This window comes from Sphingomonas sp. NPDC079357 (genome assembly GCF_044901155.1).
Lineage (GTDB): Bacteria > Pseudomonadota > Alphaproteobacteria > Sphingomonadales > Sphingomonadaceae > Sphingomonas.
In genome coordinates, this window is the sequence record NZ_JBJDOM010000001.1 from 1,830,372 (window position 1) to 1,853,048 (window position 22,677).

The following is a 22,677-nucleotide window of genomic DNA, read 5'->3' on the forward strand; positions in this document are numbered from 1 at the left end:
GCGAATCACGTCCACAACGCTGCGCCTGACGCAGGTCGCTCCGGCGGCATGATTTTCGAGAGCGGGGCAGAAGCCGGCGTGTTCTTGCGCGAGCAACAGGGACTGGAATGGGCGGGAGCGGGCGCGGGAGCATCCGGCCGGGTCGTCCTGCCCGCCGACGATCGCGCGTGGCTGCATCGCGCGCGCGCCGCGGCCCGCGAGGCCGATTGGGTGCCCGATCTCGGCCGTGACATCGGCAGCCGGACGTGGTGGCGCGGCCTCGCGACCTGCACCGCTTTGTGCGCAGGCGCTTGGTTCCTGTCACCGGGCATCCGGCCGCTGATCGGGGCGAGCGCGCCGGTGATGGGCGAGGCGGCGTTCGAGGAAGCGCGAACGCAGTCGTTCGCACCGCTCGCGCTGGGGGCGACGACTGGACGGCGGATGGCGGCGGGGGCGCTGGTGCGGCCGCTGAGCGAAACGCCCGAGCGTCCGCAGATCGAGCTGACCGCCGCGCTGGGCGACGGGGATACGCTGGCGGGTACCTTGCAGCGCGCCGGGGTCGGCGGCGGCGAGGCGGCGCGGGTCGCCTCGCTGGTCGGGGCCGCGTCGCTGCGGCCGGGGACGTTGCTGTCGCTGACACTCGGGCGGCGGCCGACCAAGTTCCAGCCGCGCCCGCTTGAGAAGCTGGATTTCCGCGCGGCGTTCGACCTCAACATGACGGTGCTGCGCGCAGGCGACGGGCTGACGGTGCTGCGCCGCCCGATTGCGATCGATCGCACCCCGCTCCACGTGCGCGGGATCGTCGGGGCGAGCCTGTACCGCTCGGCGCGCGCGGCGGGGGTGCCAGCGCGGGTCGTCGAGAACTATCTCAAGGCGCTCGGCGCGCATATGCCGATCGAGCGGATCGACCCAAGCGACACGTTCGACATCGTCGCCGACCAGCAGCGTGCCGCGACCGGTGAGGTTGAGGTTGGGCAACTGCAATTTGCCGGGCTCGACCAGGGGCGGCAGAAGGTGACGCTGGTACGCTGGGGCGACCGTGATGGCGACGGCGGCACGCTGATGGACCCGGGCGGACAGGTCGAGCGGCGCGGGACAATGGGGATGCCGGTCGCCGGGCGCGTCACCTCGACCTTCGGGATGCGGATGCACCCGCTGCTCGGCTTCATGCGGATGCATAAGGGCACCGATATCGGCGCGCCGTACGGCAGCCCGATCTATGCCGCAATGGACGGCGTGGTGCAGTCGGCCGGGCGAGCGGGCGGCTACGGCAATTTCGTCAAGCTCGCCCATGCCGGCGGGCTGACGAGCGGTTACGGCCACATGAGCCGCTTCGCGGTGCGCGCCGGGATGCGCGTCGCGCGCGGGCAGGTAATCGGCTATGTCGGGTCGACCGGCATCTCGACCGGGCCGCATCTCCATTGGGAGGTGTGGCAGAACGGGCGCCCGGTGAACCCGCGCAGCATCTCGATGAGCAGTCTGCAGGCGCTGCCCGCCGCGACGGTCCGCGCGATGAAGGCGAAGATGGCGCGGTTGCTCGACGCGCCGCTGCGCTGATCTTGCGGGCGGCCACGCGCCGACCCACATCGCTGTTTCCATGCCGCTTCATCTCACCAAAGTCGCGTTCGGCGCGGCGAGCGTCGATTTGCTTGCCGAACGGTTGCAGGCGCGTGCCGCCGCCGGGCCGGTGTTCCTGACCACGCGCTATCTGCCCAAGCGGCATGAGGAGGTCGCGGGGCAGGGGTCGTTGTTCTGGATCATCAAGCACCAGTTGGTTGCGCGCTCGCCGATCCTGTCGTTCGGCGAGGCCGAGGGCGGGCGGGTGGCGATCCATATTGACCCCGACCTGCGGCTGGTGCTCGCGCAGCCGCGCCGTGCGCATCAGGGGTGGCGCTATCTGGAGGCGGGCGATGCGCCGGTCGACCTGGGCGGCGACGTCGCGGATGGGTTGGCGGCAATGCCGCCGGTGCTGGTCGGCAAGCTCAACGAGCTGGGATTGATCTGATCCCCTTCCGTCATTCCCGCGCAGGCGGGAAGCCAGAACCTCGGACGGTGCGCTTCTTTAGATGAACCTGCGCGTCTGGATCCCCGCCTTCGCGGGGATGACGGGCGGGCGCGGGGTCAGTCGTGCCTGCGCCCGAAATCGGCTGCGGCGTCGTCCTGTCCCTGATCGACGATCGAGCGCCGGATCGCGCGGGTGCGCGCGAAGCGGTCGTGGAGCGCGTCACCGTCGCCCCAGCGGATCGCGCGCTGCAGCTGGCTGAGATCCTCGCTGAAGCGTTGCAGCATTTCCAGCACCGCTTCCTTGTTCGACAGGAACACGTCCCGCCACATCACCGGGTCCGACGCCGCAATGCGTGTAAAGTCGCGGAAGCCGCCCGCCGAGAATTTGATAACCTCCGACTGCGTCACCTGTTGCAGATCGTCGGCGGTGCCGACGATCGTATAGGCGATCAAATGCGGTAGGTGGCTGGTGACGGCGAGCACCAGATCGTGGTGATCAGGCGCCATTCGCTCGACATCCGCGCCGAGCCGCCGCCAGAAATCCTCGACGCGGATCGTCGCCGCCTCGTCGCTATCGGGCAGCGGCGTGACGATGCACCAGCGGCGGCGAAACAACGTCGCGAAGCCCGCCTCAGGCCCGCTCTGCTCGGTGCCCGCGACCGGGTGTGCCGGGACGACGCGCGCCGGCGGCAGCACCGCCGACAGCGCCTGCGCGACAGACGCCTTGCAGCTGCCCACATCGCTGACGACCGCGTCCGCGGGCAGATCGGCGGCGATCTCGGCGGCGACCGCACCCATCGCGCCGACCGGCACGCAAAGGATCACCAGATCGGCGTCGGTGACCGCCGCGCCCGCATGATCGGCGACATCGTCCAGCAGATCGATGCGGCGCGCGACCTCACGGACGTCCGCATCGGCGTCATGACCGGTCAGCCGCACGGTCGGCATATATTGTCGCACCGCCCGCGCGATCGAGGAGCCGATCAGCCCGAGGCCGATGATCGAGACGCGCGCAAACGGCAGCATCAGCCGCGCTCGATGCCCTTGTCGGGGGCATTGGCGTGCGCGGGGGCGGCGCCACGCTCGACCAGATCGCGCAGCGCCGCGGCGACACCGCGCGTCTCCGCCTCGGTGCCGATCGTGATCCGCAAGCCCTGCGCGAGCCCCTGCCCCGGGAGCCAGCGAACGATATAGCCCGCGTCCATCAGCCCCTTGTAGGCGGTTTCGGCGGTCAGTTCGCCCTCGAACACCACCAGCACGAAGTTCGCCTCGCTGGGGATCGCGCGCAGCCCGGCGTTGCCGAGCCTGGCGATTTCCGCGGCAAACCACGCACGCCATTCGGCGTTGTGCGCGCGGGTGTGCTCGACGAACGCGCGGTCCTCGACCGCGGCGACCGCGGCGCGCTGTCCGCCGATCGTGATGTTGAACGGCAGGCGGATGCGGTGCAGCGCCTGTACGATGTCGGCGTGCGCATAGCCCCAGCCGATCCGCTCGGCGGCAAGGCCGTGGATCTTCGAGAAGGTGCGCGTCACCAGCACGTTGCGCGCGGTCTTCGCCAGTTCCAATCCGCCATCATCGTCCGCGTCGGCGAGATATTCGGCATAGGCCTGATCGAGCACCAGCAGGACGGTGCCGGGCAGATGGGCGTGCAGCCGCGCGATCTCGGCGGCGGGCGCGAAGGTGCCGGTCGGGTTGTTGGGATTTGCGACATAGACCACGCGCGTCCGCGCGGTGACGCAGGCGAGAATAGCGTCCACGTCGGTCGCATAGTCACGATCGGGGGCGATCACCGGGATCGCACCGACGCGTCGCGTCGCGATCTCGTAGACCGCAAAGCCGTACCGCACGAAGATCACCTCGTCGCCCGGCCCGGCGAAGGCGCCTGCGGCGAGGTGCAGGATCTCGTCCGACCCATTGCCGTAGATGATCCGCGCGGCGTCGAGCCCGAAGCGCGCCGCAATCGCCTCGCGCACGATTGCGCCGCTGGCGTCGGGATAGCGCTCCAGCGTGTCGGCCGCCGAGGCATAGGCGGCACGCGCGGCGGGCGAGGTGCCGAGCGGGTTCTCGTTCGACGACAATTTGGCGACGGTGCGCCCGTCGTCGGTGGTCGAACGCCCCGGAATGTACGGGGCGATGTCCATGATCCAGGGCTTGGGAGCGGGCGCGTTCGTCATGGCCGATGCGGGTAGCGCGCGAGCGGCGTGGGGGGAAGGGGGCGGGTGCGCCTAGAGCGGCGCGTCGGGCTTGTAGCCGAGTTCGGCGATCGAGGTGCCATCGGGATTCCTCCCGTCGCGATACAGCGCGTTGACCTTCTGGCGTTGTGCCCAGGTGAGGCTGTCCCAATCCTCGCGGTCGTTGCTGGGGTGGCGTTCGCCGCGGGGCAGGCGGCGCGAGCCGCCGCTGGCCGCCTGCTGCCGCGCGCGTTCGTTCTGATTGACCTTTATCGCCTCGTCCAGCGCGCCGTCGTTCACGACCTGCTCGAGCTTGTCGAGGAAGGCCGCAAACATCGCTTCCGGAATATGGTTGGTCGGCGCGCCGTTGAGCGGCAGCGTCATGCCGCCCAGTTTGACGGTGAAGGCGACGATGCCGTTCTGCACCTGCCACCAACGGCCGCTGCCCTTGGTTGCGCCCAGGGAGCGCTCCGCGAATTGCTCACGCGTGCGGGCGAGCCCGTCGAGCAGCGGCCGGCGCGTCTTGACGGGATCGTCAGGCTTTATCGCAAAAGCTTCCGCCAGCCCTTCATTGTCGATGAAGCCGGCAAGTGAATCCAGTAATCCCATGTGCGCCTCCTTGCCTCGGAGGGCGAGCTAGGCGGGCGAAGTTACCGAACGGTCAACGCAGGGCGGCGAAGTGGGTAATTTGGGTCAGTGCGAATGGCCGCGCGGTGCGATCGGGTGAGGGCAACCGTCGTCGATCTCGACACTACCCCCGCATGGCGCGTAAAGGCGGCGGCTCGATGCTCACCATGCCTTCCTCGCTCGATCAGCGGTTCGGCCTGTCGCGGCGTGTCGTGCTGCCCGGGCCGCTGCGGCTCGATGGCGGCGCGCTGCTCGCGCCGGTCGAGATTGCCTATGAGACCTATGGCACGCTGGCGGCGGACGGCGGCAATGCGATGCTGGTCTGCCACGCGCTGACCGGCGACCAGCATCTGGCCAGCGCGCATCCGCGCACCGGCAAGCCGGGCTGGTGGCAGCGGATGGTCGGGCCGGGCAAGCCGATTGATACTGACCGTTATTTCGTGATCTGCACCAACGTGCTGGGATCGTGCATGGGCTCGACCGGGCCGGCGAGCGTCGATCCGTCCACGGGGCGACCCTATGCAATGGCGTTTCCGGTCATCACGATCCGCGACATGGTGCGTGCGCAGGCGTTGCTGCTCGATCATCTCGGCGTCGCGCGGCTGGCGGCGGTGGTCGGCGGGTCGATGGGGGGGATGCAGGCGCTGAGCTGGGCAGCGACTTTCCCCGAACGCGTCGAGAAATGCGTGGTGATCGCCTCGACCGCGCGGCACTCGGCGCAGAACATCGCCTTTCACGAGGTCGGCCGGCAGGCGGTGATGGCCGATCCGAACTGGCGCGGCGGCGACTATTACGACGGCGACCCGCCCGCGGCCGGGCTGGCGGTGGCGCGAATGGCGGCGCACATCACCTATCTGTCCGAGGCGGGGCTGACCGAGAAGTTCGGGCGGCGCTTGCAGGCGCGCGCGCAGAAGTCGTTTGGGTTCGACGCCGATTTTCAGGTCGAAAGCTATCTGCGGCATCAGGGGCTGGCGTTCACCGACCGGTTCGATGCCAACAGCTATCTCTACATTACCCGCGCGCTTGATTATTTTGATCTGGCGGAGGAGCATGGCGGGCTGCTCGCCAATGCCTTCCGCAACACCGCGACGCGTTTCTGCCTCGTCAGCTTCGACACCGACTGGCTGTATCCCACCGCCGAGTCGCGCAGCATCGTCCACGCGCTGATGGCGGCGGGCGCACCGGCGAGCTTCGTCGAACTGTCCAGCCCCTTCGGACATGACGCTTTCCTGCTCGACTCCCCCGAGCTGGACCGTGTCATGCACGGTTTCCTGAGCGCCGGACGATGAGTCTGCGTCCCGATCTGGCGATCATCGCCGCGCATTTGCCCACCGGCGCGCGGGCGCTGGACATCGGGTGCGGCGATGGCGAGTTGATGGCGGCGCTGCGCGACGAACGCGGCGCGGATGTGCGTGGGCTCGAACTCGACTCCGGCAATGTCGCCGCGGCGGTCGGGCGCGGGCTATCGGTCATTCAGGGCGACGCCGACACCGATCTCGCCGGCTATCCCGACCAGAGTTTCGATTACGCGATCCTCAGCCAGACGTTGCAGACCGCGCGCGCGCCCGACCGGGTGCTCGACGAATTGCTGCGGATCGGTCGGTTCGCCTTCGTCAGCTTCCCCAACTTCGCGCATTGGCGCGTGCGGCTGTCGCTATTGTGGGGCGGGCGGATGCCGGTGACGCGGCTGCTGCCCGAACGATGGTACGACACGCCCAATATCCACCACCTGACGATCGACGATTTTCGCGCGCATCTCGCCGAGCGCAGCGTGATCGTCGAGGGGGCGTGGTTCCTCTCCGGCGACAAGCAGACCGGCAGCGCGGCGGCAAACTTCCTTGCCGAACATGCGATCTTCCTGCTGCGGCGGGAACAAAGCAAAGTTGATCGCGGTTAAGGTGCTCGTGACGAGGATCCCGACATGACTGCGACAGCGCTGATCGTCGAGGACGAGATTTTCGTCGCGCTCGACCTTGAACGTATATTGGAAGATGCCGGCTACCGCGTCGCGGCCATCGCCGCCGACGCGCCGTCCGCATTCGACGCGGCGCCCGGGTGCGGGTTTGCGTTCGTCGACGTCAACCTGCGTGACGGCCCCACCGGCCCGGACATCGCCGAGCGGATCGCGCGAGATTACGGGATAAAGGTGGTGTTCGTGACTGCCAACCCCGGTCAGATCCCCAACCGCGACGCGGCGCTCGGCTATGTGCGCAAGCCGTTCAACGAGGAGGCGATCCTGGCGGCGGCGCGGATCGCGGCGCAGTCGGAAATCGACGGGGGCGGGTGCCCCGACTTCGTGCGCTGGACGGCGTCGTCGGCTGGCGGGACTGGAGCCGCACAGGCCGGTTAATCGCGTTCATCGCGGCGTGGGCATGGACGTCGCAACACCGCTGAACCGGCGTCGGTGCCTATCGGCTGAACGCGATCTTCGGCACGCGCGCCGTAACTTCCAGTCCGGCGACCGGCCACTCGCGGCTGACGGTTCCGCCAAGCTGGCGCGCGGCGCTCATCTCGATCAATTGCGATCCAAAGCCGTTTTGCGCCGGACCGCCCGACAGCGGCGGACCGCCACGCTCGCACCAATGCAGCACCACGTCGTCGGCATCGAGGCCGATCGTCAGCGTCACCTTGCCGTGCTCCGATGACAGCGCGCCATATTTGCTCGCGTTGGTCGCCAGCTCGTGGAAGATCAGCGCCAGCGGTGTGGCGGCGCGGTCATCGACGGCGACGTCATGACCCGTGACCCGGATGCGCTCTCCACTCTGCCTTTGATAAGGGGAGAACAATTCGTCGAGTAGCCCGTGGAGGCTGTCCTGGCGCAGCACCGGACGCGACTGCTCGCTGTGCGGTCGGACAAAATCGTGCGCCCGGCCAAGCGCCGTGATCCGCTGGCGCAGTTCGCCGAGCAGCCCCGACAGATCGGGGTGGGTGCGCCCGGTCAGATGCACAAGCCCGGCCACCACCGAGAAGATGTTCTTGATACGGTGGCTCAGCTCCTGGCTGACGATCTCGCGCTGCTCCAGCGCCATCTTCTGTTCGTGGATGTCGGTGCAGGTGCCGAACCAACGCGTGATCGCGCCCGCCGCGTCGCGGATGGGCAGCGCACGACCCAGCACCCAGCGATAGGTCCCGTCGTGATGGCGGAGGCGATATTCGATCTCATACGGGTCGCCGGTCTCCAGCGAGCGCCGCCACGCCGTCCAGGCGAGCGCCTGATCGTCGGCGTGGAACATGCCGTTCCATGCCTCGCCGTCGGTCGATCCCTCGGGCATGCCGGTGAAGGCGTACCAGCGGGCGTTGTAATAATCGTGATATCCGTCGGGCAACGTCGACCAGACCATCTGCGGCATGGTATCGGCCAGAACGCGGAAGCGCGTTTCGCTATCCGCGGCTTCGGTGCGGGCGCGGCGAACCGAGGCACGGCGGGCCACGCCCTCCCGTGAATCGCGTAGCCGGGCGAGGACGTTGGCTGCCAGCACCGTCAGCCCCTCGCGTTGCAGCGCGGTCAGACCCTCAGGATGCGGCACGGTATCGAGCACGCACAGCGAGCCCATTGGGAAGCCATCGTCAGAGATTAGCGGTGCACCGGCGTAGAAACGCAGGTTCATCTCGCCAGTCACCAGAGGGTTGGTGGCGAAATGCGGATCGGCGGTGGCATCGGGGACAACCATCAGCCCGCCGCCCCACATCGCGTGGCCACAGAACGAGTATTGGCGCGGCGGCTCCGGCCCGTCCGGATAGCCGGTACGCGCCAGAAAGGTTTGATGATCGGTGTCGAGGATGCTGACAATCCCGACCGGCACGCCGCACAGATGCGCGGCGAAGTCCGTGATCTGCTTCAAGGCCGCGGTGCCGCGCAGCGATTCGACATCGTAGGTGGCAAGCACCTGCGACCGCTTCGCCTCATCCAGCGCCTCGGGGCAGATTTCCAGACGGCCGGCAGGTTGCTCGGTCACTTAGAACGGCACATCGTCGTCGAGGTCGTCGGCGAAGCCACCGCCATAATTGCCGCCGCCGCTACGCGATCCACCGCCTGCACCACTGCTGCTGCCGCCACCGCGCGAGGCACTGCTGGCGCCGCCGCGGGATCCGCCGCCATAGCCGCCACCACCGCCGAAATCATCGCCGCCGCCGCCAAAGTCGTCACGACCCCCGCCGCCACCGCCCGCATTACCGCCGGGCCCGTCGAGCATCGTCAGGACCGAGTTGAAGCCCTGCAGCACGATTTCGGTGCTGTACTTGTCGTTGCCCTGTTGGTCCTGCCACTTACGCGTCTGGAGCTGGCCCTCGATATAGACCTTGCTGCCCTTGCGCAGGAAGCGCTCGGCGACGTTCGCCAGTCCTTCGTTGAAGATCGCGACCGAATGCCATTCGGTCTTTTCCTTCTTCTCGCCGGTGTTGCGATCCTTCCACGACTCCGACGTCGCGATGCGCAGGTTCACCACCTTGCCGCCGTTCTGAAACGAGCGCGACTCGGGATCGCGCCCGAGATTGCCGACGAGAATGACCTTGTTGACGCTGCCTGCCATGGGATCCTCTTAGAGACCGGCCAACGTGGCCAGCCAGAATGTGATCCCCGCCATGACATAGGCGGTCGCGAAAAGGTAGCCGAGCATGAAGATCGGCCACTTCCAGCCGTTCGTTTCGCGACGCGTTACCGCGATCGTGCTGATGCATTGCGGCGCAAAGACGAACCACATCAGGAAGGCGAGCGCGGTCGGTAGCGACCAGCGCCCGCGCAGATGATCGACGAGGCTCTTCGCGCCCGAAGCGTCCTCGGTGTCGTCGATCGCATAGGCGGTGCCGATCGCCGCAACCGCGATCTCGCGCGCCGCCATCGTCGGGATCAGCGCCAGCGCGATATCATGGTTGAAGCCGATCGGGCGGACGATCACTTCCAGCCCGCTCGCGATCCGCCCCGCGATCGAATATTCGACTTGGCGTTGCCCGGCCGGCGCCTGCGGGAAGCTGAGCAGCGCCCAGAGCACGACGGTGGTGAGCGCGATCGTCGTGCCCGCACGCTTCAGGAAGATCGTCGCGCGGCTCCACAACCCGATCGCGACATCGTGGAGGCGCGGCATCTGGTATTTGGGCATCTCCATCATGAAGCCCGAGCTTTCGCCCTTGGTGACGGTGCGGCGCAGCAGCAGCGCGGCGACGAACGCGCCGACGATCCCCATCAGATAGAGGCCGAGCAGCACCAGCCCCTGCAGGCCGACGAACGGTAGCACCTGCCGCGCCGGGATGAACGCGCCGATGATGATCGTATAGACCGGCAGCCGCGCCGAACAGGTCATCAGCGGCGCGATCAGGATCGTGGTCAGCCGGTCCTTCTCGTCGTCGATCGTCCGGGTCGCCATGATCCCGGGCACCGCGCAGGCGAAGCTGGACAGGAGCGGGATAAACGCCCGCCCCGACAGCCCGACGCCGGCCATCAACCGGTCCAGCAGGAACGCGGCGCGGACCATATAGCCCGATGCCTCCAACACGAGGATGAACAGGAACAGGATCAGGATCAGCGGTAGGAAGACGACCACCGCACCGACCCCGGCGATGACGCCGTCGGTCAGCAGCGAGCGCAGGAAGCCGGCGGGCAGCGCGCCCTTGATCGCCGCCTCCAGCGCGGTGAACCCGTCCTCGATCCAGCTGACCGGCGCTTCCGACCAGCTGAACACCGCCTGGAACATCACGAACAGCAGGGCGATCAGCAGGATCGGGCCGAACACCGGGTGCAGCGCGACGCTGTCGAGCGCGTGGTGCCAGCGGCGCGTCGGCGTCTCGCTGATCGTCGCGGCCTGTGACAACGCTCGCGCGCGCCGTTGCAGCGTCCGTATGTCTTCGACCGGTGCGAGCGACGCCACCGGTGTGGCGGCAACGCCGACAAGCCCGGTCAGCGTGGCGCGCAACGTGTCGATCCCGCGCCGTCGCACCGCGACGGTCGGGACGACCGGCACGCCCAGCTCGCGCTCCAGCACTGCCGGATCGAGCACCAGCCCGTCACGCTCGGCAAGGTCGATCATGTTGAGCGCGATCACCACCGGCAGCCCGAGCGCGATCAATTGCATCGCGAAGCGGAGATGATTGTCGAGATTGGCGGCGTCGAGCACCACGACCAGCGCGTCGGGGCGCCGCTCGCCGCTCTGCGCGCCGAGCAGCACGTCGCGCGTCACGCGCTCGTCGGGGGAAGAGGGTTCGAGGCTGTAGGCGCCGGGCAGGTCGACCAGCTCGACCGGGCGCCCGTCATCGAGCGCGAGGCGGCCCGAATGACGCTCGACGGTGACGCCGGGATAATTACCGACCTTCTGCCGCGCGCCGGTCAGCGCGTTGAACAGCGCGCTCTTGCCGGCATTGGGGTTGCCGACCATCGCGACCAGCGGGGGCATTTCCATCACGCGTGGCGCCGGAGGCGCGTCACTCGGCGGGGAGCGGTTCGACCGAGACGCGGATCGCACCGGCGACCGCGCGGCGCAGCGCTACCGTCATCCGCCCGATCCGGCACGCGACCGGCCCGCCGCCGAGCTGCGCGCGGTGGAGCACCTGTACCGGCACACCCGCGTCGAATCCGAGTTCGCGCAACCGTCGCGCCTCGGGCGTGGCGAGTCGCGACCAGTCGATGTCGTCGACGATGGCGGCCTGATGCCGCGGGAGCGTTTCGAGGCTGATGGGCGTGGTCACCCGGCTTCTATAAGCGCAGTGAGATTGATTATCAATTAGCGAGTAGCCGGGTCTGGCGCGTCACACCACCGGATAGCGGAGCCGGCCGACGAAGCGGCTGAGGCTGGGGCGATGCTGGGTCCGACGAGTGAATCGCGCCTTGGCCTTTTCAAAGTGCATGATCCCGTCGATCCGCCGTGCCAGGAAGGCGCGGGTGTCCGCCTGCTCCTCGCTGTCGTCATCCAGGAAGACGGTCGTGGTCGCGGTGTAGACCGCCAGCAGCATCGCACGCTTCGTGTAATGATTATAATCGGTCGCAGTATCACCGGCGAGCCGCCACATCGTATCGACGCTGCGCCAGCCGAGTCGCGCGGCGGCGACGACATTGGTGGGCAGCGCGAGAATGGCGCGCGCGCGACGCAGCGCCTCACGTTCGGGGGCGAGCATTGCCAGCCGCGCCTCGACCAATGCCGTGATCCGCTGCCGGACTTTCATTGTCGCGAGCGTCGCGGGAGGCAGCGCCGCGGCCATCGCCGCATCGACATGCGCGAACCACGCGTCGATCATCACCACCGGTCCGTCGGTGAAGGCGAGTCGCGCGACATCGGGGTCGATGCCCTCCTGCTCGGCGGCGAGATCGCGCGCCGTGTCGCCCCAGCCGTCGAACGCCGCATTGGCGGCGATCGCGGGGGCAAGCCGTGCGCGCACCTCGTCGAGCGTCAGGTCTTCCGGCGTCAGGTTCTCGGTCATCGCATTTCCTCCGGCACCGGATTGGCGGATGGCGGCTCTTTAGCAGCGCGGCGCGTGTCGCGCACCAGCACCAATGCCGCAGCGATCATCGCGATCCCCACAAAATCGGGGGCGCTGAGCGCCTCGCCGAAATGCGCCCAGCCGATCGTCGCCGCCACCGCCGGCTGGATCAGCAGCGCCAGCCCGATCACCAGGGGCGAGAGCCGGCCGAGCGCATAGATCATGCAGCCCTGCCCAAGCAGCTGGCAAACCAATGCCAGCGCGAGCAGCGGGGTCCAGTGTTGTGGCGCGATCTTCTCACCGAGGATCCAAGCAAAGCCGAGCAGCGGCAGCAACGAGGCGAGCGACGACAGCGCAAGCGCCGGCCACGGCGCCAGCGCGCGGCGGACGTCTGACATCAGGATGAAGTAGAGCGCGTAGAGCACTCCGGCGACGATGCACAGCAGGTCGCCGGCCAGATGCCGCGGATCAAGCTGGTACGATCGCCCCATCAACAGCGCCGCACCCGCAGCGGCGAGCAGCAGCGCGACACCCTGCATCCGTGTCGGCCACGCGCGCGCGACGATGAAGCCCCAAAGCGGGAACAGGAAGGTCGCCGAGTTGCCGAGCAGCGTGGCATTGGCCATCGTGGTATGAATGATGCCAAGGTGCCACGTCCCGAGATCAGCGGCGAAGGCAACGCCGGCCAGCGCGACAAACATCCACACGCGCCTCGACGGCGCGGCGGCTACGGGCTGGCGGGTAGCGAGCGCGATCGCCGCGAGCACTGGCACCGCGAGCGCTATCCGCCAAAACGCCGCCGCGACCGGCCCGGTATCGGCGACGCGGACGAACAGCGGCCCGAACGCGAGCGCCGCGTTGGCGACGACCACCGCGACAAGCGCGGGCGCGGTGCTGGTGGGGACGGGGCGGGTCATGATGTTCCTGTAAGGTCGCCATTGCGAGCGAAGCGAAGCAATCCAGGGCGTCCTGATCAGGCTCTGGATTGCTTCGTTCCCCTCAATATGACGGAGATTGGGTCGCCGCCTCTTACGCCGCCTCGGCGAGCAGCTTTTTCGCCTCCGCCCCGGTCCAGTCCATGTCGCCGGTCACGCGCCAGATTTCCTTGCCGTCCGGGCCGTACAGGATCGTGGTCGGCAAATTCGCGCCATAGCCGGTGCTCAGCCCAAGCTTGGGATCGAGGAACGGCCGCAGATGCGCGAACTTGCGTTCGGCAAGGAAGGCGGTCGCCTTTGCGGGCTCCATGTCCTGGCTGATTGCGAGCACCGGCAGCGTCTCGCCCAGCGTCGCGGCGGCGGCGTCGAGCGTCGGCATCTCCTTGACGCACGGCGCACACCACGTCGCCCACAGGTTGACCAGCACCGGCTTGCCCTTGAACGCCGCCAGACTGGTCGCCGCGCCGCCCGCCGCCGGGGTGAAGGCCACGTCGGGCGCGCGCTCGCCCTTGTGGCTGCGGTCGATCTTGTCGACCTTCGGCGCGGCGGTGGCGGCGACTTCGTCGCTGCTGGCGACCTCCGCTTGCTCGTTGCGGGGTGACGGCTTATCGCACGCGGCCATAGCCAGCGCGGTGCCGAGGAGACAGACGATCGCGACGCGGGATGCCATGAGCGGTTCCAACCAGATGTGGGGTGGGCGGTTCGCCGAAGGGCCAGCCGCGGTGATGCGCGAGATAAACGCGTCCATTCCCTTCGACAAGCGGATGTGGCGGCAGGATGTCGCGGGCAGCCGCGCGCATGTCGCGATGCTCGCCGAACAGGGCATCGTCTCGCACGCGGATGCGGCGTCGATCCGCGACGGGCTGGAGCAGGTCGCGGCCGGCTATGCCGCCGACGGCGTCCCCGACGATCTGGCGATGGAAGACATCCATATGCTGACCGAGGCGCGGCTGTCCGATGCGATCGGCGCGGCGGCCGGGCGGCTTCATACCGCGCGCAGCCGCAACGATCAGGTCGCGACCGACTTCCGGTTGTGGGTGCGCGATGCCACCGATCAGGTGCTGGCGGCGCTGGATGCGCTCGACGCCGCGTTGCTCGCGCGGGCCGAGGAACATGCCGGCAGCGTGATGCCCGGCTTCACGCACCTGCAATCCGCGCAGCCGGTGACGCTGGGTCACCACCTGATGGCCTATCACGAGATGGTGTCACGCGACATCAGCCGCTTCCGCGACAATCGCGCGCGCGGCAACCTCTGTCCGCTCGGTGCGGCGGCGCTGGCCGGTACCGGCTTCCCGGTCGACCGCCACGCCACCGCCGCGGCGCTCGGCTTCGACGGGCCGACGCGCAACAGCCTCGATTCGGTCAGCGACCGCGACTTCGCACTCGATTATCTGACCGCCGCCGCGCAATGCTCGCTGCACCTTAGCCGGCTGGCCGAGGAGTTCGTGCTGTGGGCGTCGCAGCCATTCGGCTTCGTGTCGCTCAGCGACCAATGGTCGACCGGCAGCTCGATCATGCCGCAGAAGCGCAACCCCGACGCCGCCGAGCTGGTGCGCGGGCACAGCGGGCGGATCACCGGCTGCCTCGTCAGCCTGATGGTGACGATGAAGGGGCTACCGCTCGCTTATTCCAAGGACATGCAGGACGACAAACCGCCGGTGTTCGAGTGCCACGACCTGCTGGCGATCTCGATCGCGGCGATGACCGGGATGATCGAGAGCGCGACGTTCCGCACCGACCGGATGCGTGCGCTGGCGGAAAGCGGCTTCGCGACCGCCACCGACCTCGCCGACTGGCTGGTGCGCGAGGCCGACGTGCCGTTCCGCGAGGCGCATCACATCACCGGCCGCGCGGTGGCGCGTGCCGAGGCGCTCGGCTGCACGCTCGACAAGGTGCCGCTCGCCGATCTGCAGGCGATCGACGCGCGGATCACCGACGCGGTGTACGGCGTGCTGTCGGTCGACGCCTCGGTGGCGAGCCGCAAGAGTTTTGGGGGCACCGCCCCCGACAACGTCCGCGCCGCGATCCGGGCGGCGCGCGCATGAGGGCGCTGCTGCTGCTCGCCGCGCTCCCGCTCGCCGCCTGTGGATCGACGCAGGCGTTGAAGCCCGCGCCGGGGCAGGCGATGCCGGTCACGCCCTATGGCGCGGCGCAACAGCCGGCGGTCGCCGACCTGCTCACTCCATCGGTGCAGGCGCGACCGCAACGAACCGGGGAAGTGTTGAAAAGCTCGCAGAAACGGGAGCCCGACCCGTTCGACCTTCCCCCACGCTGACGATTTTCTGCGAGTGACCATGGACCATTTTCATTACCGCGACGGTGCCCTCTGGTGCGAGGGCGTGCCGCTGACGCGCATCGCCGACGAGGTGGGCACCCCCGTCTACGTCTATTCCGCCGCCGCCTTTCGCGCGCAGGCGCGCGCGTTCCGCGATGCGCTATCGGGCGTACCCGACGTGCATCTCGCCTACGCGATCAAGGCCAATCCCAATCTCGCGGTGCTGCGCGTCGTCGCCGCCGAGGGCTATGGCGCCGATGTCGTCTCGGGCGGCGAGATGGCGCGTGCGCTGGCGGCGGGAATCCCGGCGAGCGGGATCGTCTTCTCGGGCGTCGGCAAGACGCGCGCTGAATTGCTGCGCGGGCTGGAGGCCGGGATCGGCCAGTTCAACCTTGAGCTCGAGGAAGAGGGCGTGGTCCTCGCGCAGCTGGCTCACGAACGCGGGCTCACCGCGCGTGCGGTGCTGCGGGTGAACCCCGACGTCGACGCGGGCACCCACGCCAAGATCTCGACTGGCCGCAAGGAGAACAAGTTCGGCGTACCGATCGATCAGGCGCCGGCGATGTATGCGCGGCTGGCGGCGCTGCCGGGCCTGTCGATGCAGGGCGTCGCGATCCATATCGGCAGCCAGTTGTTCGACCTCGTCCCGCTCGAGGCGGCGTACCGGCGTGTCAAGCTGCTGGTCGACGAGCTGCGCGCAGCGGGCCATGTGGTGGCGCGTGTCGACCTCGGCGGCGGGCTCGGCGTCCGCTACAAGGCGGGTGACGATCCGCGCACCCCTGCCGAATATGGCGCGATGGTCGAGCGGGTGACCAAGGGCTGGAACGTGCAGTTGATGTTCGAGCCTGGCCGCGTGATTTCGGGCAACGCCGGGGTGCTGCTGACGCGCGTGATCTGGGTGAAGCCGGGGGTCGTCCACCCCTATGTGATCGTCGATGCGGCGATGAACGATCTGGCGCGTCCGGCGCTGTACGACGCATGGCACGATGTCGATGCGGTGGTTCCAAGCGGCGCGCGGATGACGGCGAACGTCGCCGGCCCGGTGTGCGAGACCGGCGACACCTTCGCGATGGCGCGCGAGATGGACGCGGTGCAGGGCGGCGACCTCGCCGTGCTGCGCACCGCCGGCGCGTATGGGGCGACGATGGCGTCGACCTACAACAGCCGTCCGCTGGTGCCCGAGGTGCTGGTCGATGGCGATCGCTATGCGGTGGTCGCCGACCGCATCGCCGCCGAGACGATCCTCGCCGCGGAGCGCGTGCCGGAGTGGCTGTAGGTCTGCTGCTGTCCCGACCTGCCACCCGTCACCCCGGTGCACGCCGGGGTTCAGTTGGGGAACCGAAGCGCATCAAAGGTGCCGCCCGATGCTGGACCCCGGCCTTCGCCGGGGTGACGGCAAGTGGCGCGGCGACGGCGCGAAGAGAGATCGCATGACCCTCCACAGCCTCCCGCTGTTCGTCCGCCTGAACAATCGCCCGGTGATCCTCGTCGGCGAGGGCGAGGCGGCCGAACCGAAGCGCCGCTTGCTCGAACGCGCCGGGGCGATCGTCGTCGGCGAAGATGATCCCGACGCGCGGCTCGCGATCGTCGCCGATGACGACGAAGCGGTGGCGCGGCTCAAGGCGCGGGGCGTGCTGGTGAATGCCGTCGACCGTCCCGAGCTGTGTGACTTTACTCTGCCCGCGATCGTTGACCGTGCGCCGGTGCTGGTCGCGATCGGAACCGGTGGGGTCTCGGCCGGGCTGGCGGCGGCGGTGCGGCAGCGGCTGGAGGCGGTGCTGCCTGCGTCAGTGGGGCGGCTCGCCGAGGCGCTGCACGCCGCGCGTGCGGCGTTGCGTGCCGCGCTGCCCAATGGCGGCGAGCGGCGGCGCGCGATCGGCGCGGCGCTTGCCCCCGGCGCAGCGCTCGACCCGCTTGCCGACTATGATGGCCGCGATGCCGCCGAGGCGGTGCTCGCCGCGCAGGTGACGAACGGGGTCGTGCGGCTCGAACTCGCCTCGCGCGATCCCGACGATCTGACGTTGCGGCAGGCGCGGCTGCTCGCCGCCGCTGACCGTGTCACGCACCGCGCCGACGTGCCCGCCGCGATCCTCGATCGCGCCCGCGCCGACGCCACACGCGAAGCCTGCGATGAAGCGCCGACGGACGGCGTCGGACTGACCATCGATCTCGGGATGCGCGCATGAGCGGCGTGGCATGGCGCGTGCGCGACGACGGCACGGTCGAGAAGGTCGCACCGGCCGCGGCGCTGTCGGGCGAGGCGGCGTTCCTGTGGATCCACCTCGCCTCCAATGCCGCCGAAGCGCAAACGTGGCTGCGCGACGCCGCCGGGCTCGACACCTTCACCGTCGACGCGCTGACCGCCGCCGAGACGCGACCGCGCGCCGAGAAGATCGGGCACGGCGCGTTCATCAATTTGCGCGGGCGCACCGACGAACCGCTCGACACCTCGGACGTGCTCGCCTCGATCCGTATCTGGGCCACGAAAGGCCGCGTCATCACCGTGTCGCGCAAGCGGCTGGTGACGCTGAGCCGCGTCGAGGAAGAGATGGAGCGCGGCGAGGTGCGCGACCCCGGCGACCTGATCGCGGCGATCGCCACTGCGATCACCGAGGATCTCGACCCGGTGGTCGCCGATCTCGGCGACGGCGTGGACGATTGCGAGCAGCGGCTGAGCGCGCACCGCGTGTTCGAGCTGCGTCGCGCGGTGACGCGGATGCGGTCGGAGGCAATCAACTACCGCCGCTTCCTGAGCCCGCAGCGCGCCGCACTGGAGCGTCTGACGACGCTGCAGGGCGACTGGCTGGCGGAGGACGATCGCGCGCATCTCGCCGCCGCCGCCGATCGCGCCGCGCGCATGGCCGAGGAAGTCGAGGCGATCCGCGAGCGTGCCGCGCTGATGCACGAGGCGCTGACCGATCTGCGCGCCGAACAGCTCGATCAGCGCAGCCTGGTGATCGCGATGGTGGCGATGATCTTCCTGCCGCTGACGTTCCTGACCGGGCTCTACGGGATGAACGTCAAGGGGCTGCCCTATGCCGAGGAGCCGTGGGCGTTCGATGCGATCGCGGGCGTGTGCGCGGTGATCGCGGGGGGAATCGTCTTGTGGTTCGCCCAGCGTCACTGGTTCCGGGGGTAGACGTTTCATTCGTCTCGGTGAGGTCAACGATCCGACCACTTGAGTAGGGTGCCCGCGCCCGCTGTCGTTCGTCATCCCCGCGAAGGCGGGGACCCAGAACCTCTGACGTTCCGGCCCTTTCGACGACCCGCGCGTCTGGATTCCCGCGTTCGCGGGAATGACGATCGTTCTTCGGTGGAGGTTGGCAGCTTTCGTCTGGTACTACGCCGCGCGCGCCTGACGCCAGGCGCTGGCGATCTCTTCCAGCTCGGCGGCAACTGCGCGGAACGGCGCGCCGTCGGTGCCGATGCTCGCCTCGATCACCTGCCGCCGGCAGCCGCCGTAGAAACGCGCCAGCGCGCGCGAGACGTCGCCGCCCTTCTCGAAATCGAGATTGGCCTCCAGCGCGAACAGGATCGCGGTGGCGCGGGTGATGCGTTCGCTGCGCGTCGCGAACTGCTTGCGATCCGCCGCCCAGGCGGCGACACGCAGCGCCTGCGTCAGCTCCTCGTACAGCAGCTGGACGAGCGCCGGACCATCGGCCGCGGCGGTGCGGCCGGCGAGGTCGATTTCGCGATAGGTGCGCGCCGGATCGCGCAGCAGGGAAGAGGCGTAGGCCATGATCTGTCGTCTCTCCCGATCAGCTCGACTTGTACCAGCCGTCGATCTGCTGCTTCATGAACGACTGCGTCTGCTTGTAGGCCGACACGCGCGAGTTCATGCTGGCATATTGCTGCGTCAGCCGGGCCGAGAAGCGCGTCGATTGTTCGTCGATCTTGGCGCTTTCCTTGGTCAGATCGTCCTGGGCCTTGCGCAGCTTCAGGTCGGTCGCGCCCAGTCCGTAGAGCGTGCTGCCCGACGACAGCTTCAGCGATTGCATCGCGGCGTTGATCCCGGTTGCGCCGAAGCTATTCGGGGTAAACATCGCCTGGATCGAATCGGGCGAATCCTTCATCGCCTTGGTCAGCGCGGCGTCGTCGATCGTCAGCTCGCCGGTGGTCTTGTCGGTGGTCACGCCGATTCCGGCCAGCGTCGAGGGCGTGCCCGGAGCGGCGTCGGGAAGTAATGTCTTGCTCGCGAAGCCCTGCAGGTTGCGCAGCAGCTGCTTGGCGGCCGGATCGGCGCGCAGGCTGCCGTCGACCGCATTGGTCTGCTGCTTCACCTCGTTGAGCAACTGGTTGAAGGTCTCGACGAAATCCTTGACGCCGTTGGTCAGCGCGGTGTCGGGGCGGGTGCCGGTCAGCGTCATCGAGCCGGTGCCGGCCAGCGTCAGCTTCACGCCGGGGACGAGGTCGCTGATCTCGTTGCTCGGCCGCTCGACCGCGACGCCGTCGACCGACAGCTTGGCGTTGGCGGACTGACCGACGACCGCCAGCTTCGAGGTCGCGGTCGCGTCCTTGCCGATGCTGAGTGTGTCGAGCGTGCCGCCGGTGCCGGTCATCGAGAACGCCTGTGCGGTGCCGCTCTGCCCCTTGAGCGACAGGAACGCGCCGCCGTCGGCATCGGTGATGATCGCGGCGGTGACGCCGGTGTTCTTGGCGTTGATCGCGGCGGCGATGCCCGAGAGCGTGTCGTTCGGCGGCGCGATATCGACGTCGAACGACAGGTCACTGCCGTCGCCGGCCTTGCCGACCGCGAGATCGGTCATCTTGCCCGCGCTGTAGGTGGCGGTACCGATGTTGATCGTCAGCTTGCCGGTACCGAACTGGTCGGTTTTGCCCATCTTTGTGCTGGTGACGGTCTGCACGGTGGCGAGCGAGCTGACGGTGACGTTCGCCGACGCGCTGGCCGACATCGGCGCGCCGGAGATCGCGGTCGCGCCGGCGACCTTCGAGTCGCTGACGTTCGGCTGCGTCGCGAGCGTGCCGCCGGTGACCAGCGTATTGACCGCCTTGGCGAAGTCGCTGACGAAATTCTTGAGCGTCGCCGCGTCGGAGATCTGCGCGGTCAGCTTGTCGGTCTTGGCGGTGATCTGCGCGCGCTTGGCGGCGAATTGCGCGTCGACCAGCTGCGTAACCAGCGTATCGGTGTCGACGCCCGACCCCGAGCCCAGCGAGGTCAGGATCGAGTTGGCGGTCGACTTGTTGATCGAGGACGCGCTCGCCGTCTTGGTTGTCGACGACGCGGTTGTCGACGACGTTTTCGTCGTCGACGCCGTGCTGCTCGTGCTGGTGCTGCTGATCGTCGCCATGATGCTCTCCTAAACGGCCGCGCGCGGCGATTCTTTATGACTGGCGGACACCATTTTCGTCGAAACGTGCGGTGTCGGGCACGTCGACCGGCGGTTGCGTACCGCCGGCTTGCGCATTGAGGCCGAAGACAAAAGCCAGCACGGTGGCGATGGCGAGGTACAAATCGTCGCGCACCTCCTGGCCCTCGCGACTGGTATAGTAGACGGCACGCGCCAGCGCCGGATATTCGAGGATCGGCAGCGCGCGGTCCTTGGCGGCGGAGCGGATCGCCAGCGCCAGCGCGCCGCGCCCCTTGGCGACCACCACCGGCACCTCGTCGCGCCCGCGCTCGTAGCGCAGCGCCACCGCGAAGTGCGTCGGGTTGGTGAGCACGACATGCGCCTGGTCGAGCGCCTTGTGCATCCCCCCGGACAGCATCTCGCGCTGCTTCATGCGCATATGCCCCTTCATCTCGGGGTTGCCCTCGCTTTCCTTATGCTCGTCCTTCACTTCCTGCTTGGTCATGCGCAGCTTCTTGAGCAGCTGCATGATCTGGGTCGGCACGTCGATCATGCCGATCGCCACCAGCCCCATCGCCATGACGAGCAGGACATGCGTCAACGTCGATCCCAACCTGGCCAGCGCGACCGGCAGGTTGGAGGCGGCGAGCCCGAAGCTAAAATGCGCGGTCTGCCACAGCATCCACGCGCCGATCGCACCGAGCAAGGTGACCTTGAGCAGCGACTTGCCCAGCTCGATCCAGCCCTGCATGCCGATGATGCGCATGATTCCCGAGCCGGGATTGATCCGCGACGCTTTCGGCGTAAGCAATTTCGCGTTGAAGCTCAGTGACCCGAGCCCGGCCTGGCTGGCGATCGCGGCGGCGATCGTGATCGCGAACAACGTGCCGAGCGGTGCGGCGAGCTTCCACCCGGCCTGCACCAGCGGGCGCCACGGCTGAAAATTCTCGACATCGGCGCGGCCGAAATTGAAGCTGGCCGCCATCACCTCGCGGCACGCGGTGAGCAGCGCCGGGCCGAAGAACATGATCCATGATATGCCGGCCAGCACGACGAAGGCGGTCGCGAGGTCGCGGCTCTTGAGGACGTCGCCCTTTTCCCTGGCGTCGTCACGACGCTTCTGGGTTGGGGCTTCTGTCTTGTCGCCACCCTCCGACATCAGCCGAGCACCAGGCTTTGCGCGGCGGCGAGCCCTTCACGGACGATCACCTGCATGTAGTCGCCCATCGCGGGCAGCGCGATCGCGAGACTGATGACGCCGACCGCAAGGCTGGCGGGCAGGCCGATCGAGAACAGGTTGAGCGACGGCGCCGAGCGCGACACCATGCCCATGACGAGGTTGAGGCACAACAGCAGGAAGCCGACCGGCAATGCGAGCAGCAGCCCGGCCATGAACGCATAGCCACCGAACAGCGCGATGTCGCGCATCTGCCCCGCCGCCAGCCACGCCGCGCCGGGTGGCAGCGCGGTATAGCTCTTCACCACCATATCGACGAGCACGAGATGCCCATCGAGCGACAGGAACAGCAGCGTCAGCAGGATCGACAGGAATTGCCCGACCGCCGGACTGGAGCGACCCGAATTGGGGTCAATCATGTTGGCGAAGCCGATCCCCATCGATCCACCGATGATCTCGCCCGCCACCAGCGGCGCGGCGAAGGCGATCTGGACGATGAAGCCCATTGCCAGCCCGACCAGCGCCTCGGCCGCGACCGCGACGAAGGTGGCGAGCGCGAAGATCGTCGGCGGCGGCTGGATCGAGGTGGTGCCGAGCACCAGCACCCCGACCGCGCCCGACAGCGTGATTCGCACCGGCAGCGGGACCGAGACGTTGCCGAACACCGGCGCGGCGATGAACGCCGCCCCGACGCGGATCATCACGAAGATCAGCGCCCAGAGTTGCGGCTCGATGCTTAAGCCGAAGCCCAGCACGTTACGCCTCCGTCATTCCGGCGAAGGCCGGGGTCCAGAGC

Annotated in this window: 24 protein-coding genes; 10 read left to right on the plus strand and 14 right to left on the minus strand. The window is 68.4% G+C overall.

The window, feature by feature from the left end; all coding sequences use genetic code 11:
- Window positions 1-78: 78 nt before the first annotated feature.
- Window positions 79-1,536 (plus strand): M23 family metallopeptidase, encoded by a 1,458-nt coding sequence (locus ACI2JO_RS08590; protein ID WP_404720228.1) that lies wholly within the window; start codon window positions 79-81, stop codon window positions 1,534-1,536.
- A 40-nt stretch (window positions 1,537-1,576) separates the two neighbouring features.
- Window positions 1,577-1,984: a DUF1489 family protein gene (locus ACI2JO_RS08595; RefSeq protein WP_404720229.1), complete on the plus strand. Its 408-nt coding sequence runs from the start codon at window positions 1,577-1,579 to the stop codon at window positions 1,982-1,984.
- 116 nt (window positions 1,985-2,100) lie between these two features.
- Here the strand turns inward: ACI2JO_RS08595 and ACI2JO_RS08600 are convergent, their stop codons facing one another.
- The 3 genes from ACI2JO_RS08600 to ACI2JO_RS08610 are packed head-to-tail and all read right to left on the minus strand — an operon-like array spanning window position 2,101 to window position 4,763.
- Window positions 2,101-3,009 carry a prephenate/arogenate dehydrogenase family protein gene (locus ACI2JO_RS08600; RefSeq protein ID WP_404720230.1) on the minus strand — a complete coding sequence of 303 codons (909 nt, stop codon included), beginning with the start codon at window positions 3,007-3,009 and terminating at the stop codon, window positions 2,101-2,103.
- Window positions 3,009-4,157, minus strand: a complete 1,149-nt coding sequence (gene hisC / locus ACI2JO_RS08605; protein ID WP_404720231.1) for a histidinol-phosphate transaminase — start codon at window positions 4,155-4,157, stop codon at window positions 3,009-3,011. The genes ACI2JO_RS08600 and hisC overlap by 1 nt, the downstream gene beginning before the upstream one ends.
- 51 nt (window positions 4,158-4,208) lie before the next feature.
- Window positions 4,209-4,763, minus strand: coding sequence for a hypothetical protein (locus ACI2JO_RS08610; RefSeq protein WP_404720232.1), 555 nt, complete (start codon window positions 4,761-4,763; stop codon window positions 4,209-4,211).
- Between the two features lie 176 nt (window positions 4,764-4,939).
- Here ACI2JO_RS08610 and ACI2JO_RS08615 point away from each other — a divergent pair, with 176 nt between their 5' ends.
- From ACI2JO_RS08615 to ACI2JO_RS08625, 3 genes are read left to right on the plus strand one after another with little or no spacing between them, the layout of a single operon-like run.
- Window positions 4,940-6,070: a homoserine O-acetyltransferase gene (locus ACI2JO_RS08615; RefSeq protein WP_404720233.1), complete on the plus strand. Its 1,131-nt coding sequence runs from the start codon at window positions 4,940-4,942 to the stop codon at window positions 6,068-6,070.
- Window positions 6,067-6,678, plus strand: a complete 612-nt coding sequence (gene metW / locus ACI2JO_RS08620) for a methionine biosynthesis protein MetW (protein ID WP_404720234.1) — start codon at window positions 6,067-6,069, stop codon at window positions 6,676-6,678. Before ACI2JO_RS08615 ends, metW begins: the two co-directional genes overlap by 4 nt.
- Window positions 6,679-6,702: 24 nt before the next feature.
- Window positions 6,703-7,131, plus strand: coding sequence for a response regulator (locus tag ACI2JO_RS08625; protein WP_404720235.1), 429 nt, complete (start codon window positions 6,703-6,705; stop codon window positions 7,129-7,131).
- Between the two features lie 58 nt (window positions 7,132-7,189).
- Here ACI2JO_RS08625 and ACI2JO_RS08630 read toward each other — a convergent pair whose 3' ends face one another.
- From ACI2JO_RS08630 to ACI2JO_RS08660, 7 genes are all read right to left on the minus strand, one after another.
- Window positions 7,190-8,737 (minus strand): PAS domain-containing protein, encoded by a 1,548-nt coding sequence (locus ACI2JO_RS08630; RefSeq protein WP_404720236.1) that lies wholly within the window; start codon window positions 8,735-8,737, stop codon window positions 7,190-7,192.
- Complete coding sequence (gene ssb / locus ACI2JO_RS08635) at window positions 8,738-9,310, minus strand: single-stranded DNA-binding protein (RefSeq protein WP_404720237.1); 573 nt, start codon at window positions 9,308-9,310, stop codon at window positions 8,738-8,740. It abuts the gene before it with no gap.
- A gap of 9 nt (window positions 9,311-9,319) precedes the next feature.
- Window positions 9,320-11,170 (minus strand): ferrous iron transporter B, encoded by a 1,851-nt coding sequence (locus ACI2JO_RS08640; protein ID WP_404720360.1) that lies wholly within the window; start codon window positions 11,168-11,170, stop codon window positions 9,320-9,322.
- Between the two features lie 22 nt (window positions 11,171-11,192).
- On the minus strand, window positions 11,193-11,456 hold the full coding sequence (locus ACI2JO_RS08645; RefSeq protein ID WP_404720238.1) for a ferrous iron transport protein A: 264 nt from the start codon (window positions 11,454-11,456) through the stop codon (window positions 11,193-11,195).
- Window positions 11,457-11,516: 60 nt separating this feature from the next.
- Window positions 11,517-12,185 carry a COQ9 family protein gene (locus tag ACI2JO_RS08650; RefSeq protein WP_404720239.1) on the minus strand — a complete coding sequence of 223 codons (669 nt, stop codon included), beginning with the start codon at window positions 12,183-12,185 and terminating at the stop codon, window positions 11,517-11,519.
- Window positions 12,182-13,102: a DMT family transporter gene (locus ACI2JO_RS08655; protein WP_404720240.1), complete on the minus strand. Its 921-nt coding sequence runs from the start codon at window positions 13,100-13,102 to the stop codon at window positions 12,182-12,184. The genes ACI2JO_RS08650 and ACI2JO_RS08655 overlap by 4 nt, the downstream gene beginning before the upstream one ends.
- Window positions 13,103-13,214: 112 nt before the next feature.
- Window positions 13,215-13,790 (minus strand): TlpA family protein disulfide reductase, encoded by a 576-nt coding sequence (locus tag ACI2JO_RS08660; protein ID WP_404720241.1) that lies wholly within the window; start codon window positions 13,788-13,790, stop codon window positions 13,215-13,217.
- A 16-nt stretch (window positions 13,791-13,806) separates the two neighbouring features.
- Between ACI2JO_RS08660 and argH the strand changes: the two genes are divergently transcribed.
- The 5 genes from argH (at window position 13,807) to ACI2JO_RS08685 (ending at window position 18,534) form a co-directional block, all read left to right on the plus strand.
- Complete coding sequence (gene argH / locus ACI2JO_RS08665) at window positions 13,807-15,165, plus strand: argininosuccinate lyase (protein WP_404720361.1); 1,359 nt, start codon at window positions 13,807-13,809, stop codon at window positions 15,163-15,165.
- Window positions 15,162-15,395, plus strand: a complete 234-nt coding sequence (locus ACI2JO_RS08670) for a hypothetical protein (protein WP_184037429.1) — start codon at window positions 15,162-15,164, stop codon at window positions 15,393-15,395. The genes argH and ACI2JO_RS08670 overlap by 4 nt, the downstream gene beginning before the upstream one ends.
- Before the next feature lie 19 nt (window positions 15,396-15,414).
- Window positions 15,415-16,671: a diaminopimelate decarboxylase gene (gene lysA, locus ACI2JO_RS08675; RefSeq protein WP_404720242.1), complete on the plus strand. Its 1,257-nt coding sequence runs from the start codon at window positions 15,415-15,417 to the stop codon at window positions 16,669-16,671.
- Window positions 16,672-16,825: 154 nt separating this feature from the next.
- Window positions 16,826-17,581 carry an NAD(P)-dependent oxidoreductase gene (locus tag ACI2JO_RS08680; protein ID WP_404720362.1) on the plus strand — a complete coding sequence of 252 codons (756 nt, stop codon included), beginning with the start codon at window positions 16,826-16,828 and terminating at the stop codon, window positions 17,579-17,581.
- Window positions 17,578-18,534, plus strand: a complete 957-nt coding sequence (locus tag ACI2JO_RS08685; protein ID WP_404720243.1) for a zinc transporter ZntB — start codon at window positions 17,578-17,580, stop codon at window positions 18,532-18,534. The genes ACI2JO_RS08680 and ACI2JO_RS08685 overlap by 4 nt, the downstream gene beginning before the upstream one ends.
- Window positions 18,535-18,735: 201 nt before the next feature.
- Here the strand turns inward: ACI2JO_RS08685 and ACI2JO_RS08690 are convergent, their stop codons facing one another.
- The 4 genes from ACI2JO_RS08690 to fliR are packed head-to-tail and all read right to left on the minus strand — an operon-like array spanning window position 18,736 to window position 22,636.
- The gene (locus tag ACI2JO_RS08690) at window positions 18,736-19,134 is read right to left on the minus strand and encodes a flagellar protein FliS (RefSeq protein WP_184505205.1); all 399 of its coding nucleotides are present in this window, start codon (window positions 19,132-19,134) and stop codon (window positions 18,736-18,738) included.
- Between the two features lie 19 nt (window positions 19,135-19,153).
- A complete protein-coding gene (gene fliD, locus ACI2JO_RS08695) occupies window positions 19,154-20,704 on the minus strand; it encodes a flagellar filament capping protein FliD (protein WP_404720244.1) in 1,551 nt (516 codons plus the stop codon).
- 34 nt (window positions 20,705-20,738) lie between these two features.
- Window positions 20,739-21,863, minus strand: a complete 1,125-nt coding sequence (flhB, locus tag ACI2JO_RS08700; protein WP_404720245.1) for a flagellar type III secretion system protein FlhB — start codon at window positions 21,861-21,863, stop codon at window positions 20,739-20,741.
- Window positions 21,863-22,636 (minus strand): flagellar biosynthetic protein FliR, encoded by a 774-nt coding sequence (fliR, locus tag ACI2JO_RS08705; RefSeq protein WP_404720246.1) that lies wholly within the window; start codon window positions 22,634-22,636, stop codon window positions 21,863-21,865. The genes flhB and fliR overlap by 1 nt, the downstream gene beginning before the upstream one ends.
- Window positions 22,637-22,677: the final 41 nt, after the last annotated feature.